This window comes from Bordetella tumulicola (genome assembly GCF_054779135.1).
Map to the genome: position 1 here is coordinate 787004 of NZ_BAAGYU010000006.1, position 15592 is coordinate 802595.

Below are 15592 nucleotides of genomic sequence, written 5' to 3' on the forward strand. Positions count from 1 at the left end.
CAATCAAACTCAGGACCCTAGACTGCGGGGCGTGCCCCCATACGGGGCTTCCAGCGCGCGATTTCGCCGCGCTGCAACGTAGACAACACCAATTCCGACATCATGTTGATCGACACATGCCGGGAAAAAAACTGCTCCAGGACGGCACCAAACAAATACGGGCTGATCCCCGAGAACGCTGTCTCATCCACTTGTAAACCGATACGCACGCCCCGTCCATACACAATTGGGCCAGGAATCGGCAAACGATGATGCATGGGGTCAGCGCGGACATGGCGCACGCCAGCGATATGCTTGCGCACCACCGGATCCGCCAGATTGCCGTACACATTCAACATCTCGCGCAGCGTCTGCGCCCCCTGCTCGGCATCCAGATCCACCAGGCTCAGATAATTCAAGCCCAAATGGCTGATCAAATGCCACGTCGCCGCATTTTCAGCCAACGCCGGATGCGGCCGCGTCGGGCCATGCAGCACCTTGATCGCACCAACCGGCGCTGACACCCGCAACGTAAAGTCCGTCTCCGTGCCGAGCGGCAGCAGCATCGCCAGATCGCGATTCGTACACAGTGTCTCCAGCGTCAGGTGACGCAGTTGCCCCGAAAACGGAACCTCGTGACGATCCACCAGCGACACAAACACCTCGCTACCGATGTAACCGGTCCGCGTGCCATTGCGCTTTGCCTGATCGGACAACAATCGAGGCTCACGACGCATGGAATAGTACGCACCATAATCATCCGGATCACTGCCCAGCGTGCCATAAAACGACCGGAACTCTTGCTCGGGCCGCTCTGCCGAGGCATGACCCAACACCTGAGTCACCCCAAACACTTCGTAGTCCAAGGGTCGCGTACGATCCACCACCAAGTGATATTCGCTCGTGCGCGGCGTCACAGCCACACGATCCGCGCGCTTGGGGAACAGGTTGATCGCCGGCGCACAGTGCAACGCCACGTGCTCCGCGGCGATCGAGCCCTCCAGCTCAGGCGCCGCCACCGAAAACAAAAGCGTCAAATCAAAACTGCGCGTCTCGCGGCGCTCGCCGCTGCGCAAGGCAGACGTGCGCAAGCCGCGCTTTAAATCATTCACGCTGAAAAACAAATAGCGTCGCGGAAACGCAAAATATTCCTGCAACAAACGATAGCCTTGGAACACCCGCGTATCCGCAGGCAGCAGCGCCTGGTCGTCGTCGAATCCCTCATGCTTGATCGAGGCGGGCGATAGTTTGTTGATCCAACTGACAGGGCGCTCCGTATCATGGCCCAGCACCGCCACGGTATGGCCCATGATGATTTCCAGCAAACGCTGCATCTGCAAGTCTTGACCGGCCAGGTGAAACACCAACTGGTCCAGATCCATGTCTTCCAGACGAACGCCCCCACAAACTTCGATACGAATACGCAAGGCACTCAGCACGCGACCATTACGCCCGCCCAACCCCAACCGGGCCAACGGCAAATCGGGCGGTGTGCCCGTGAACTCCGCCTGCACCACGCGCAAGGGCCACAGCCGCACTGCATGTCCGGTCATGAACTCGCAAGGGGTCTGCTCGCCACGCGGCACTCGCCCACGCAGCAACGTGCCTCGCGGCAAATCAAAGCCGCGCGCCAACGTGCCTTCGTTCATGCTTGGGGAAAACTGCACCACCGCCATCGAGGGCGTCGGCGCCAGGTAGTTGGGATAAACGACCTCGAGCAGGCGTTGCGAAAAACGCGGGAACTCCGCGTCCATCTTCAGATGGATACGCGCCGTCAGAAAACTAAAGCCCTCAAGCAGCCGCTCTACATACGGGTCCGCAACCTCGGTGCCATGTATCCCCAGACGGCCCGCCACCTTGGGATACATCTGGGCAAACTCCGCACCCATTTCGCGCATGTACACCAATTCGCGGTTGTAGTAGTCGAGCAAGCGCGAATCCATCAGACAACGCCTCCGATATCGCGCAGATCCATATGGCCGCTTTCCAGATCGATATCCGTGCGGAACAAAAACTCCATGGGGTGCGGCACACACCACAACATGCCCTTGATCTCCAGGGTCAATATGTTGTGATGCTCCAGCGTACCGGTATCGGTCACGCAACGCACCTCGACCGACGAATTCAGGATGCGGGGCTCGAACGCCGCAATCGCATTACGGATCGAGTCTTCGACGTCGATCCAGTCGATTTCCGACATCCGTTTGCCTGCCATGGCGCGCACGCCAAAATTCAAGGTCGAACCCGGCACGCTCGGATAAGAAGACAAATCATCCGTCGTCTGCAAATTGACCGTGTTGAGCAACCAGCGCAGATCCCGCAAAACGGCCGTGCGCAACTCCGCATGCGTCAACATCGACGACTCGCGCGTCTCCTGTCGCTTGGACGGATCGTTGTCCATCAAGCGATCCAATAGCGACGGTTGCAAGCGATCACGGGCCACGCGTTCACTGCGCGGCATATGCTCCCACGGACGCAAACCCGCCGTCGTATCGGTTACTGCCATCAACGCATCTCCAGCGACCGTATATCCAGCAAGCCGTACTCGCCCTGATCGGTCACCCACATCTTCTGACCTACGCCGGCGTAGGTGTCGCCATGCAGCACGTGCCAGTCAGTCATCCGCCCCAGCTTCGCTCCGTCCGACAGGTCGGCGTATGTCTGCCCGGCCAGCGCGGGATAACGAGCGGGAATCAAGCCATATTGGGTCCGGCCATCCTCCAGCACGGCTTCGGCTTGCGACCACACGACATCGCTCAAGCCCTCGGGTGGCAACAAACGCACGCTCTTTAACGCGGAGAACGGGAGCCAGCCATAACGGCCGCCCGACATAAACTCAAACACCGGACCGAGACGGCTGTCACCATCACTGACCCATTCAAATGTCAACGGTGTCTCGTCATTGGACACCACCACCTGCCCGGGGCGAGCCTGAGCCGCCTCATAAGCGCGCGCGCGACATTCATCCGCTTCTTGCGGCGCCTCGGCGTCACAGCGCAACGCCTGCCACAAATCCGCAAACCACTCCGGCGCCTCGCCAAAGGAAAAGGGTTCTTCTTGGCCACTGAGCACGAGCTCGCGCTGACGCTCGGCGGCAATCGCCTGTGCATACAACATGGCGGTAGGCTGTGCCTGAGCATTGAGCTGGGCGCTCAATTGCAGTTGTTCGGACGCACGCGCCCAATCTCCCTGCACCACCATCAACTGAAATAACTGTGCACGCAAATCCGCATCGGCCGGTTTACGGCGTATCTGCGACTGGATCGACTCCAGATGCTGGGACAAGCTGCTTTCACGCAGCGCAATGGCAGGTTTGGTCATAAAGAGCACCGCAGAAGAAACACAAAGTCGGCGCACGGTTCAGAAACCGTCCGCCGTCTCGAAAAAGATGCGGCTTGATCCCTTGGGGGTGGCCCGACGAGGCAATGCCCCACCGAGCCGCTACCCAAGGCTTTAGCCGACTTCGCGGTTTTGCTTGATATCCCAAGCGACCAGGCTTTCCGCACCCTTGCCGCCTTGCTCCGTTTGCTCCCAGTATTGCTGCTTGACCTTCGCAGCCTGGAAAGCAAAGTTCACAACAACGGATTCAGAGTTGAGTTCGCCCGACAACTGCACGGACGACACCAACACGTCTTCCAGCGTGATCTTCGTGTATTCAACCTGTTGGCCACCAGCCTTGCACACCGACAACTCGATACGGCTCAAGTGCTTGCCGCTGGCGCAGTGCTTCATGACAGCCGGAGCGGCCTTGTCGATACGCGCAACGACGTGCAAGTCGTTAAAGCTGGCCTTACCGGCGCCCAGACCACCACCGCTGGCCATGGTACCGGGCTGCGTAGCACCCCACGAGAACGAAACAATGTCGGTCCAATTCTTGTGATTGCCATCCTTCGACTCGCCACTGGCACCGTCGATTTTCATGAACATGTCAACAGCCACTTCTCTCTCCCTAAGTTGCAGTCACGGCACCGACGTGCCCTGATCGAATGAGTCCATTAACCGTCATTCTTCTTCAACGACGGCAGCTTGGACACGAGACGCAGCGACACCGTCAGCCCTTCGAGCTGATAGTGCGGCCGCAAAAAAAACTTTGCGGAGTAATAGCCTGGGTTGTCCTCAATCTCCTGGACCTGGACCTCGGCGGCAGCCAGCGGCTTGCGGGCCTTGGTCTCCTGAGACGAGTTGCCTGGATCACCATCGACATAATTCATGATCCAGTCATTGAGCCAGCGCTCCATGTCGTCACGCTCGCGAAACGAACCGATCTTGTCGCGCACGATGCACTTGAGGTAATGCGCGAAACGGCAGCAGGCAAACAAATACGGCAAGCGGGCCGACAGCTTGGCATTCGCCGACGCATCCACGTCATAGTACTCATGCGGTTTTTGCAGGGACTGTGCGCCGATGAACGCCGCAAAGTCCGAGTTTTTGCGATGGACCAACGGCATAAAGCCATTCTTGGCCAACTCAGCCTCACGGCGATCGCTAATCGCGATCTCGGTGGGGCACTTCATGTCGACACCGCCGTCGTCCGTGGGGAAGGTATGGCACGGCAAGTTTTCCACTGCGCCGCCCGACTCCACGCCACGGATCGACGTGCACCAGCCGTACAGTTTGAACGAGCGGTTGATGTTGGACGCCATCGCGTAGGCCGAGTTGGCCCAGGAATAGCGATCATGGTTCGCACCGTCGGTGTCTTCTTCGAAGTCGAATTCATCAACCGGGTTGGTGCGCGAGCCATAAGGCAAACGTGCCAGGAATCGCGGCATGGCCAGACCAAGGTAGCGAGCATCCTCGGACTCACGCAGACTGCGCCAGGCGGCGTATTCCGTGTTGGTAAAAATCTTGGTCAGATCACGCGGATTTGCCAACTCTTGCCACGAATCCATCTGCATCACGCTGGGCGATGCCCCCGTGATGAACGGGCAGTGCGCCGCCGCCGAAACCTTGGCGATTTCGCTCAGCAGTTCCACATCTGGCGGGCTGTGGTCGAAGTGGTAGTCGCCCACCAGGCAGCCGATCGGCTCGCCACCGAACTGGCCGTATTCTTCTTCGTAAACCTTCTTGAAAATCGGGCTCTGATCCCAGCCCACGCCCTTATGGCGCTTGAGGGTACGGCCCAATTCTTTCTTGGAGATGCACATCACACGGATCTTGAGCAGCTCATCCGTCTCAGTGTTGGTCACCAGGTAGTGCAGACCACGCCAAGCGCCTTCCAGTTGCTGGAAGTCCGCGTGATGCATCACCAGATTGATCTGATCCGACAGCTTGCGATCGATCTCGGCAATGATCGCCTGAATCGTGCGATAAGCATCGGAAGACATCGACACGCCGCTGTTTTCCAGCGCCTGGTGGGCCAGCGTGCGCACCGCGTGCTCCACCGCTTCGCGTGCTTGTTCAGTCTTGGGCTTGAATTCTTTCTTTAACAGCGCCGACAGGCCATCGGCCTCTAGCGTTTCAGTTGTGCGGGCATCCGCGCTTTTCGCCACAGCAGTCATCGCGATCTCCGTTATCGTTTATTTCGCGGCCGGATCAGATTCGGGCGCATCCGTGCCCGCAGCCGGCGCATCCGGATTCGGCGCAGCAGCCAACGCATTCATCAAAGCAGGGTTCTTCAGTACCTTGCCGATCAACTCTTCGGCGCCGGTCTTGCCGTCCATGTAGGTAAGCAAGTTGGCCAACTGGGTACGCGCCTCCAGCAGTTCGTTCAACGCGCCGACCTTGCGAGCCACGGTGGCGGGCGAGAAATCGTCGATGCTCTCAAACGTAATGTCGACATTCAGCTCGCCGTCGCCCGTCAGCGTATTCGGCACATGGAAAGCCGCACGCGGTTGAATCGACTTCATGCGCTCATCGAAATTATCGATGTCGACGTCCAGGAATTTGCGTTCGGCCACGTCCGGCAAAGGTTCGACCGACTTACCGGCCAGATCCGCCATCACGCCCATCACAAAAGGCAATTGAACCTTGCGTTCGGCACCATAGATCTCCACGTCGTATTCGATCTGCACACGCGGTGCTCGATTACGTGCAATGAACTTCTGGCCGCTACCCTTCAGTGTCGTTACCATCTGTACTCTCCTGTCCTGCAATCTATGCAATGAATTGAGCGAGCTCAGTCGCCAGATCCGCCATTAGCGTCCCTGGGCAACCAGTTCTCGAATTGTTCGAGACCCTGCGGCGCCAGATTCTTCATAATGTCGTGAAAGCTCATAGAAACCAGTTGCTGCGCCCGACGAATCAAATACGGAGCAGGATGACTAGGCTCATGCACTTCAAAGTACGCGCATACCTTGGTCAACATGGCGATCGCATCGTCACGTGACTGTATCTGCGCGTCCTGCCAACGTAGCACCGGCGCCGGTGCTGCTACCAGTGTAGCGTGCTGTTCAGAGGTTGTAACTGCAGTGTCATCCGCACTTGCGTCCCCTATTGATGCGCTGACGGTCGTTACCGGTGCACTATCACCCAAAGCCAACGTCGCCACATCCAGCGTGCGCAGAATACCGGTGTAATCCGGCACCCATTCTTGCCCCAGCTTGTCCGTGACTTGTTTTTGGATGCGACGCAAAGCCTGCGCGGCATTGGTCAGCGCCACCAGCTCAGGTTCTTTTTGCACCCAGGATTGACGCAGATGCTCGACCAGGCGGACACGACCGCCCGGATAAAAATCGGGATCCGAGCGAGTGCCATCCAATAAGGATTCCGCATCGCGCAGCGACAATTGCCCATGCACACCATTGACCAGGCGACTCGAACGCACGCTGCGTGCGCAGCCCGCATGGTCGCCCAACGAAGTCAGTGCATTGATGCGCGGCATGGGATCGTGATCATCCTCACTATCCAGATGCGGATGCACGGCCTCCCAATAACGCTCCAGCGTATCGGCCACCAGTTTCACACCGTCGGCATAGCCCGGCAGGCCCCGCACTTCTGCCCAAGCCTGAGTCAGGTAGCCCATGATGCGCACATCTCGCGTGCGCTCCAATAAACCGCGCGCGAGTTTCTCTACTTCCCGCCAGTCGGGAGGCTGGGCCGGGATGATCGTCGAGCCGAATTGTTGCTCACTACGCTCCACCGCCGCTTGCTGCAGTTGCAGAAATTCGGGATCGTATTCCAGGTCCTCGCCGCAAGGCAGACGAGAATCCAACGAGGTCAAGATATCGGCAAATTCCATAAGTCTTATTCATACCTGGGATAACCCTTAGCCCCGCAAATAGGCCACCTTCGAGCTAATCCCGTAGAAGTCGGAATTCTAGGCATAGCCTGCGCCTATCCCTGTGACAGATAACACCTACTGTCTTTTTTTACGATTTATTAACAAATACGAAAATATCAGTACATTTTCTTCATTGCTATTTTTAAATATTGAAACAATACCGTCCAAGCACTATCAGGGCCAGAACCCCGCACATCACGTACGCTGATTTGATCGTTAGCTTATTTTTGATGCTGTTTCATTAATAAAACCAATCAACAATGCAATAAGACTTCATTATCCATATGAGATGAGTCGTTGCGTCCCTAATGCGCCGGTACCGGACGCATCGGATTACGCAGCGTTTCCCACTGCTGGCAAATCATGTATGAATGCTCTGCCTCGCGATTCTGAGTGCAATTCGTCCCGGCTCGGGCTACACCATCTTTAAACGGAAAAACAAAATCGTATTGCGCGGGAACCACGACGTGCAGCGCCTCGTTGTGAAAACCCATTTTGCCGTTCTCGACAAAGCGCGCCAGGCCCTCCTCGTAGTAGTCTGGGCCATTGTCGAAAATAAAAGGCCGCAAGATGGGGCGTTTGTTCCGGTCAATATAGAGCCAGCCTTGCTCATCAAGAATCAGGGCGTGGCCATAACGATCGACATCCTGGGCCTGGTCAGTGTGATCGACATTCTGTGCCAGGCTAGGCAGCGCGGCACAGACCAACAGCGCTGACGCGCAGGCAGATTGAAATTTGTGCTTCATGGCGACAGCATAACGGCAGAGACCCCAAGGCCGCCAGCATGCGGGCGGCCTTGGGGTCTCTGCTTCGCCGACTCACTTATCTATATATATATAGAAGAGTCGGCAGATTACCGTGACGCGCCCCCTTCATTAGGCGGGCAGAACCGCGCGTACCGATTGCGCAAACCGCTCAACGATCTGATCGATGTTCTCAGCCGTACAAATAAAGGGCGGCGCCAACAACGCATGATCCCCCTTGACCCCGTCCACCGTACCGCCCATAGGGTAGACCAGCAGACCATGTTGTTTGGCCATCGCCTTGAGCTTGGCGTGGGTCTTCTGAGCGGGATCCAACGTTTCTTTGGTGCTGCGGTCAGCAACGAACTCCACCCCGACAAACAAGCCGCGGCCGCGGACATCGCCCACATTGGGATGATCCGCAAAAGCGGCCTTGAGGCCGGCACGCAGTTGCTCACCCCGCGCGAGCACATTCGTCAACAGATCGTCTTGTTCAATGACGCGCTGCACCGCCAACGATGCTGCGCACGCCGTCGCATGACCAATATACGTGTGACCATGCTGAAAGAAACCGCTGCCGCCCACGATGGCGTCATAGATGCGGTCCGTGCACAGCGTCGCGCCGATCGGTTGATAGCCCGCTCCCAGTCCTTTGGCGATGGTAATGAGATCAGGCACCACACCGTCTTCGTCGCAGGCAAACAAATGGCCTGTACGCCCCATCCCGGACATCACTTCGTCCAGAATCAACAGCACGCCGTACTTGTCGCACACCGCGCGAATCCGTTTGAGGTAATCGCCCACCGGCGCCAGGGCACCCGCAGTCGCGCCGACCACCGTCTCGGCCACAAACGCCGCGACCGACTCCGGGCCGAGTTCGAGAATTTTGGCTTCGAGCTCGTCAGCCAGACGTTGTGCATATTGCGCATCGCTTTCCCCGTCCAGACGTTCGCGATACGGATAGCACGGCGACACATGATGCGCCTCGACCAGCAGCGGCAAGAATGGCTCGCGTCGCCAGGCGTTGCCGCCGATCGCCAGCGCGCCCAGCGTGTTGCCATGGTAACTCTGGCGACGCGCGATGAAATGGTGCCGCGACGGCTGGCCGATTTCCACAAAATACTGACGCGCCATTTTCAGCGCAGCCTCGACCGCCTCGGACCCGCCCGATACAAAATACACATGATTCAGATCGCCCGGCGCCGCCTGCGCCAGCATATCGGCCAGCGTCTCAGCCACCTCGGTCGTAAAAAACGACGTGTGCGCGTAGGCAATCGAATCCAGCTGCTGCTTGATCGCCTCAATCACAACCGGATGGCCATGCCCCAGGCACGACACCGCCGCACCGCCGGAGGCATCGATATAGCGCTTACCATCCTGATCGATCAGTTCGATCCCCTCGCCGCCGACGGCAAGGGGCAACTTGAGCTTGGGATTACGGTGAAATACGTGCGTCATGGTCAGAATCTCTTTGTGAAAAGGCTAAACGCGAAGAACAAGGCGCCACCCAAAACGAAACTTGCCAAAGCAGCGTACCCGTCACCCAGTATAAAAAGTCCTGACTCGAAACGCAACAATCGTTTCATTGAAATAATGAAACGGATCAAATGAATCAATCATGCGCGTGATAGCTCGCGCAACCAGTCGATCGCCACGCAACAATCGTTTCATGCCAAGCCATCGTCCTCTCGCCCCCGCAGTCGCCACGGAAACCTTGGCGGCGGGCAATCCCGTCTTAAATCAGCCCCCACTGGCCAAGCAGCCGGCGCAGCGTCTCATCCGCCTCGGCCGACAGTGGCCACGCGCCCGGGGCACGCACCGCGCCGCAGTCTGTCCCCAGCAATTGCAACGCACGCTTGACCACGGTCACATTGGTGCCATTGCGCTCTAGCGCCCGTAATGCCTCAAACTCGGCCATACCGCGAATCAGTTGCATCGCACGCGGATAATCGCCCGCCTCAAGCGCCACATGAATCTCGACGGATCGCTCGGGCAACACGTTGATCAGGCCTGACGTAAAGCCACGCGAGCCCACGGCATAAAACGGCGGCGCCCAGTGTTCAGCCAAGCCACCCACCCACGCCAAATCACGCTCACGCGTGCGCTCGATAATCTCGGCCAGACGCAGCGGCGTGGGCGAAGCCCACTTCACCCCAACCACACCGGGAATCGCGCAGAGCGCCTCCACGGCGTCCAGGCCGATTCCGTCATCACGCAGGTAAAGCACCAGCGGCAGGCCATCACCCACCTCGGCGATCCGAGTGACATACTGCACCACGCCACGCGGCGCGACAAAAGGATCTGGCGGCTGATGCACCATCAGCGCCGTAGCGCCCGCCGCGCGCGATGCGCGCGCCAAGGCTATCGCATCATGCAGGCTACGGCCTACACCCGCCAGCAACGGCACCCGCCCGGCAACCTGTTCAGCCGCCGCGTGCACCATTTGTTCCGCTTCGTGTGTCGTCAGGCCATAAAACTCGCTGGTATTACCGTTAGCCACCAATACATGTACACCGGCAGTCACCGCACGATCGACGATCGGCGCCAAGCGGGCCGGCGCCAGTTTATCGGCATCATCAAAAGGGGTAACCAAAATGCCGGAAATCCCGTTCAGGGCGGCGCGTAGCTTGGTAGGGGCCTGACTCATGGTGTCTCGTCTCGAATAGGTAATAGCCGAACGGGCGCCCGGCGGACTCTAATGTATTGAACACGTTTGCCGGCGGCTCGTCCAATACGCAACGCACATTCGGTCATACAAGAACTGAATGATGGCAGTAGAGATCTATGCCACCGAGGCAACGCAGTAAAGTCCACGCGACGAAAAGTTGCCAATTCTGGGGAAACCGCACAATAATCACGGCTGCCTCTTTTACGCTTTCACGACGGCCCCTTTACCCTCTAATGACCGATCCCACTCGCCTGTTCAACAGCCATCGTTCGCGCTTGCAGGCGATCGCTTATCGCATGCTGGGCTCGGTCGCCGACGCCGAGGACGTCGTCCAGGATGCCTGGCTACGGTGGCACGAGACAGACCTCTCAACGCTGGACAATCCCGAAGCCTGGCTGGTGACCGTTACCACACGCCTGTCCATCGACCGCCTGCGTGCCGCCAAGGCGCAGCGAGAACACTACGTCGGCGTCTGGCTGCCCGAGCCCATCTTGATGTCGTCCCCCCCCACGCCGGCCGAGATCCACGAAATGGCCAGCGACGTCTCGGTCGCGTTCCTATTCCTGCTGGAACGACTATCGCCCGAAGCGCGTGCCGCCTTTCTAATGCGCGAGGTCTTCGATAGCGACTACGAGGATATTGCCCGGACCCTCGAAAAAACCGAGACAGCCTGTCGCCAGCTCGTCAGACGCGCCAAGCAGCAACTCCAGGCCGCCGAACCCCGGCACAATGTCTCACACGAAACCCACCATCGCCTGATGCTGGGCTTTGCCGAGGCGATGCAATGCGGCGACTTCCACGGCCTGCACGCCCTGCTGCGTGACGATGCGGAACTGATCGGCGATGGTGGCGGCAAGGTCCCCAGCTTTGCCAGCCTGGTCGGCGGCAAACGCCTGGCTCAACTGTTCTACGCAGGACGAAGGCGATACGGCGACGCACTACACGTCAAGGTCGTACAGATCAATGGCCAATGGACGCTGCTGCGCTACATCCAGGGCAGCCTGGAATCCGTACAGTCCTACGAAACTGACGGACAACGCATCGTTCGCGTACTGGTGCAGCGCAATCCGGAAAAACTTGCCCGCATCGCGGCGGCGCTGCCGGTGGATTGATTTAGCATGTGCGAAAAAAACGCATCAATCCGTATAGACAGTACAAAATAAAAGCGCCAACGCTGGCGCCCTCGCTTTACGCAGTAACGCCAAACTATCGCCGACACTCGAGATTGGTGCCCCACAGACAACATAGTGATCCCGCGCCCGGATCTACCGGGCTGACGCCTGGCCTTCTACGATGGACCCGTCCCTTCAACCACCCAAGGAACGGCCATGCAACAGATCATCAAGCGCGGATTACCTTTCATCGCCATCGGCGCCTTACTGAGCCCCCTGGCATCCGCGGCACCACCGCACAAGGCTCACGCCACCACCGCTCCACAACCCATCGTGACATCGCTGATGACCCACGATCTGCCGGATATACAGGGTAAAGACGCCCTGGTGATTACGGTCGACTACCCGCCCGGTGCCGCCGACCCCATTCATCGGCACGACGCGCACAGCTTTGTCTACGTCCTGGAAGGCAGCATCGTGATGCAAGTCCAAGGCGGCAAAGAGGTTACGTTGACACCCGGCCAGACTTTCTATGAAGGTCCAAACGACATCCATACCGTCGGTCGCAACGCCAGTAACACCCAACCCGCCAAATTTCTGGTGGTGTTGATCAAAAAGCAAGGTTCGCCAGCGCTCATACCGGTGAAATAGCTTGAGCCCCCTCGGGAGATGAGCCCGGACACAGAACAGTCCCTGCGGACTGTTCTGTGCCTGGCGAATCCGAGCGGCGTACTAGCCGCGAGGTGGACAGCAAGCCGACGGCACGGCGTGGGGGTCTTTTCTGCCGCCGGGCCTTCTTTTCTTCTGACCCACGTCACAAAACGATCAGTTCGGCCGTCTTAGGGATATGGAAAACACAGATCCCTCTGTCAACGCACCCGCGGCCCAGGCGTCAGACGCCATTTCCACACAGGCTAGCCCTGGTAATGGCGGCGACTCGCTGGCCAATAGCTTTGCTACCAGCTATGCCGGCGTCGTAGCCTTTATCGCGGTTGCGTCCGAAGGCAACTTCGCCAAGGCGGGCGACCGCCTGGGTATCGGCCGGTCGGCCGTCAGTCGCAGCGTGCAAAAGCTGGAGGACCAGTTGGGCACACGACTATTCGTGCGCACGACGAGAAGCACGTCGCTGACCCGAGAAGGCGAGGTGTTCTATGAAAACTGCCATGCCGGTGTCAAGCGCATCGTGCAAGCACTGGACGACATGCGTGACTTGCGCGCGGGACCGCCTGCCGGACAACTCCGCGTATGTGCCACCACGGGGTTTGGCCGCAAGGTCGTCGCGCCGTTGCTCAATGGTTTCCGCGCCGCGTACCCTGATGTCTCGATAGAACTCCTCCTGGACGACGGAACGGCCGACTTCACGACGGACCGCATCGACGTGGCGTTTCGCGATGGCCGCATGGAAGACAGCCAGGTCATTGCCAAACAATTGATTCCAATGCAAATGCTCCTTTGCGCGTCGCCGGACTATGCCGCCAGGCATCCCTTGCCGCAGACGATCGACGAGCTGGCCAGACATCAGTGCATCAACTTTCGCCTGCCGACGGGGCGACTCTACGAATGGGAATTCAAGATCGAAGGCCTGATGCGCAAGTTCACACCGCAGTCTATGTTGTCGTTCAACGATGCGGACCTGGTTCTGCAAGCGGTACTCGACGGTCAGGGCATCGCACACATGGCGGGCTACCAGATAGGCGACCATCTGCGGGCCGGCACGCTAGTGCCGTGCCTGCCGCAATACTCGCCCGATGACCGCGGGCACTACATCTGTTACCTCAGCCGTCAACATCTGCCCAGCAGAATACGGGTGTTCATCGACTATATGACCACCCGTATCCGGGCACTGGATCTACAAAGCCTAGAGACATTTTTGCTAAAACAGCACTAACCGCCGCGACCACTATTGCGTCAATGCCACCACACTCTCAATGCCTTGCCGGGCCATTTTGGAGTATGGGCATAGGCGCTCGGCGTTGCGTACCAACTCTTCTGCCGCGGCCTTTTCCAACCCCGGTAGATGAATAGTGATGTGCGCCGCCAAGGCATAAAGACCGTCAACTGGATCACGGCCAAAGGTCACCGATGCCTTGACCTCGGAATGGTGAATAATCAGCCCCTCTCTGGCGGCCAGCAGACTGAGCGCGCCGTGGAAACAGGCGGCATAACCTGCAGCAAACAGCTGCTCAGGATTACTGCCGCCGCCCGGGCCACCCAACTCTGCAGGCAAACGCAGGTCGACCGTCAACGCGCCATCGTCAGAGCGCGCAATACCTGACGCGCGTCCGTGTTCGGCCTCTCCGCCCTTGACTGTCACAGAGGTGGTATACAGGGCCTGAAAATCTTCCCCCCGATACTTGTCCAGCAGGCTTAAAGAAGGGGGCTGTAATTTACTCATATAGTTGCCTCGCGTGTACGTCTGGACTACCCAACGGCGGCATCAAGCTGATGCCGCCATTTTCCCAGAGCCGGTTATTTCCCGCTACGTGAGCGGGAAAACCACGTCTCAAAATCAATATCGCCCAAAAGGGGAATGGCCCCTGGCACCAGCGTGTCATCCTGCAGCAATGCCCCAAAATAACGCGCCTGTTTATCCGCCACGACCTGACGGACATCGCCAATCTGCTTCAAAAATCGCTCGACCAGATTTCCCAGCCTTACTTTTTCGGGGCCGGCGATTTCGATCGTGCCGTTAACCGGCGACGCCAGAGTGACGTCGGCCATCGCCCTGGCCACGTCATCAGACGCGATAGGCTGTACATACGCATCCGGCAAACGCACCACGTCCCCATCGGCGCCTGACTGCACAATACCACCCAGGAACTCAAAGAACTGTGTGCTATGGACGATGGTGTACGGAATGCCACTCGCCTTGATCAGCTTTTCCTGCGCAATTTTTCCTCGAAAATATCCGCTTTCCGACAGTCGGTGTGTTCCCACCACCGACAGCGCAACATGATGCCGTACACCCGCCTCGGCCTCGGCGGCCAACAAATTACGCCCTGACGTTTCAAAGAACTCCAATACCGCCTTGTCTTCGAACGAGGGAGAGTTCGCGACATCCACCACGATTTGAACGCCGGCCAACGCTTCGCGCAGGCCCTCGCCCGTGACCGTGTTCACGCCGGTCGCCGGCGAAGCGGCAATCACGTCGTGGCCGCGCTGCGTCAAATTGCCGACCAGTTTGGAGCCAATCAGACCGGTGCCACCAATGACCAGGATTTTCATGACGTACTCCTCAGTTCAGGTTGGCCTTATCCAGCCCATAGGCCTTGTCGGCCGAGCCAGGAACCGTCTGGAAACCCACATTCAGGCGGTTCCAGCCATTGATCACCATGATCGCAAAGCTCAGCTCCGTGAGCTCTTTTTCCGAATACTGCGTACGCACACGTTCATAGATCTCATCGGGCACACCGTGCGCAGGCAGATGGGTCATGACTTCCGTCCACGCCAGCGCCGCACGCTCACGCGGCGAGAACAGCGTGGACTCACGCCAAATGGCGACGTGGTGCAAACGCAGTTCACGTTCGCCTCGGATCTTGGCCTGCTTGACGTGCATATCCAGGCAGAACGCGCAGCCGTTCAGTTGCGATGCCCTGATATCGACGAGATTGAGGATCGACTCTTCAATGGAACCCGACTTGACGAGCATGCCAAATTCGACAAACTTCTTGAATAACTCGGGGGACTGCGCAAAGGCATTAACACGTTGACTCATGATGATTCCCTCTATGGTTGACGCCGCCCGCCTGGCGGATAAATTGGGTCGTTGCAAACACTCAGGCAACGAGCAAATGGTAGGCGTCGAAGGAATCAGCCGGTAGACCCGGCAAAGGGATCATAGTGTTGTCTGGAAAGCACCAATCGCTATCGT

16 protein-coding genes are annotated in these 15592 nt (G+C 58.4%); 3 read left to right on the plus strand and 13 right to left on the minus strand.

The features are described 5' to 3' along the window. Positions 1 to 17: 17 nt before the first annotated feature. The 10 genes from tssF to ACYVDM_RS07655 all read right to left on the minus strand — a co-directional run bounded on the left by tssF (position 18) and on the right by ACYVDM_RS07655 (position 10588). A complete protein-coding gene (gene tssF, locus ACYVDM_RS07610; protein ID WP_415791951.1) occupies positions 18 to 1922 on the minus strand; it encodes a type VI secretion system baseplate subunit TssF in 1905 nt (634 codons plus the stop codon). Then, positions 1922 to 2485, minus strand: coding sequence for a type VI secretion system baseplate subunit TssE (gene tssE / locus ACYVDM_RS07615; RefSeq protein ID WP_415791952.1), 564 nt, complete (start codon positions 2483 to 2485; stop codon positions 1922 to 1924). The genes tssF and tssE overlap by 1 nt, the downstream gene beginning before the upstream one ends. Then, positions 2485 to 3300 carry a type VI secretion system accessory protein TagJ gene (locus tag ACYVDM_RS07620; RefSeq protein ID WP_415791953.1) on the minus strand — a complete coding sequence of 272 codons (816 nt, stop codon included), beginning with the start codon at positions 3298 to 3300 and terminating at the stop codon, positions 2485 to 2487. The genes tssE and ACYVDM_RS07620 overlap by 1 nt, the downstream gene beginning before the upstream one ends. A gap of 132 nt (positions 3301 to 3432) precedes the next feature. Beyond that, complete coding sequence (locus ACYVDM_RS07625; RefSeq protein ID WP_460475331.1) at positions 3433 to 3900, minus strand: Hcp family type VI secretion system effector; 468 nt, start codon at positions 3898 to 3900, stop codon at positions 3433 to 3435. 74 nt (positions 3901 to 3974) lie between these two features. Beyond that, complete coding sequence (gene tssC, locus ACYVDM_RS07630) at positions 3975 to 5477, minus strand: type VI secretion system contractile sheath large subunit (RefSeq protein ID WP_415791955.1); 1503 nt, start codon at positions 5475 to 5477, stop codon at positions 3975 to 3977. Positions 5478 to 5495: 18 nt separating this feature from the next. Further along, positions 5496 to 6050, minus strand: a complete 555-nt coding sequence (gene tssB, locus ACYVDM_RS07635) for a type VI secretion system contractile sheath small subunit (protein WP_415791956.1) — start codon at positions 6048 to 6050, stop codon at positions 5496 to 5498. Positions 6051 to 6094: 44 nt separating this feature from the next. Continuing rightward, on the minus strand, positions 6095 to 7156 hold the full coding sequence (tssA, locus tag ACYVDM_RS07640; RefSeq protein ID WP_415791957.1) for a type VI secretion system protein TssA: 1062 nt from the start codon (positions 7154 to 7156) through the stop codon (positions 6095 to 6097). Positions 7157 to 7503: 347 nt separating this feature from the next. After that, a complete protein-coding gene (locus ACYVDM_RS07645) occupies positions 7504 to 7944 on the minus strand; it encodes a WG repeat-containing protein (protein ID WP_415791958.1) in 441 nt (146 codons plus the stop codon). A 129-nt stretch (positions 7945 to 8073) separates the two neighbouring features. Next, positions 8074 to 9399 (minus strand): aspartate aminotransferase family protein, encoded by a 1326-nt coding sequence (locus tag ACYVDM_RS07650; RefSeq protein ID WP_415791959.1) that lies wholly within the window; start codon positions 9397 to 9399, stop codon positions 8074 to 8076. Positions 9400 to 9676: 277 nt separating this feature from the next. Beyond that, a complete protein-coding gene (locus ACYVDM_RS07655) occupies positions 9677 to 10588 on the minus strand; it encodes a dihydrodipicolinate synthase family protein (RefSeq protein ID WP_460475332.1) in 912 nt (303 codons plus the stop codon). A gap of 254 nt (positions 10589 to 10842) precedes the next feature. Between ACYVDM_RS07655 and ACYVDM_RS07660 the strand changes: the two genes are divergently transcribed. The 3 genes from ACYVDM_RS07660 to ACYVDM_RS07670 all read left to right on the plus strand — a co-directional run bounded on the left by ACYVDM_RS07660 (position 10843) and on the right by ACYVDM_RS07670 (position 13609). Further along, entirely contained in the window at positions 10843 to 11721 is an 879-nt protein-coding gene (locus ACYVDM_RS07660) for an RNA polymerase sigma-70 factor (RefSeq protein WP_415791961.1), read from the plus strand. A 216-nt stretch (positions 11722 to 11937) separates the two neighbouring features. Further along, positions 11938 to 12372, plus strand: a complete 435-nt coding sequence (locus ACYVDM_RS07665) for a cupin domain-containing protein (protein ID WP_415791962.1) — start codon at positions 11938 to 11940, stop codon at positions 12370 to 12372. 196 nt (positions 12373 to 12568) lie between these two features. Further along, the gene (locus tag ACYVDM_RS07670) at positions 12569 to 13609 is read left to right on the plus strand and encodes a LysR family transcriptional regulator (RefSeq protein WP_415791963.1); all 1041 of its coding nucleotides are present in this window, start codon (positions 12569 to 12571) and stop codon (positions 13607 to 13609) included. Positions 13610 to 13621: 12 nt separating this feature from the next. Here the strand turns inward: ACYVDM_RS07670 and ACYVDM_RS07675 are convergent, their stop codons facing one another. The 3 genes from ACYVDM_RS07675 to ACYVDM_RS07685 all read right to left on the minus strand — a co-directional run bounded on the left by ACYVDM_RS07675 (position 13622) and on the right by ACYVDM_RS07685 (position 15436). Further along, positions 13622 to 14116, minus strand: coding sequence for an Ohr family peroxiredoxin (locus ACYVDM_RS07675; RefSeq protein WP_415791964.1), 495 nt, complete (start codon positions 14114 to 14116; stop codon positions 13622 to 13624). A 74-nt stretch (positions 14117 to 14190) separates the two neighbouring features. Next, on the minus strand, positions 14191 to 14946 hold the full coding sequence (locus ACYVDM_RS07680; protein WP_415791965.1) for an SDR family oxidoreductase: 756 nt from the start codon (positions 14944 to 14946) through the stop codon (positions 14191 to 14193). Between the two features lie 10 nt (positions 14947 to 14956). After that, entirely contained in the window at positions 14957 to 15436 is a 480-nt protein-coding gene (locus ACYVDM_RS07685; RefSeq protein WP_415791966.1) for a carboxymuconolactone decarboxylase family protein, read from the minus strand. Positions 15437 to 15592: the final 156 nt, after the last annotated feature.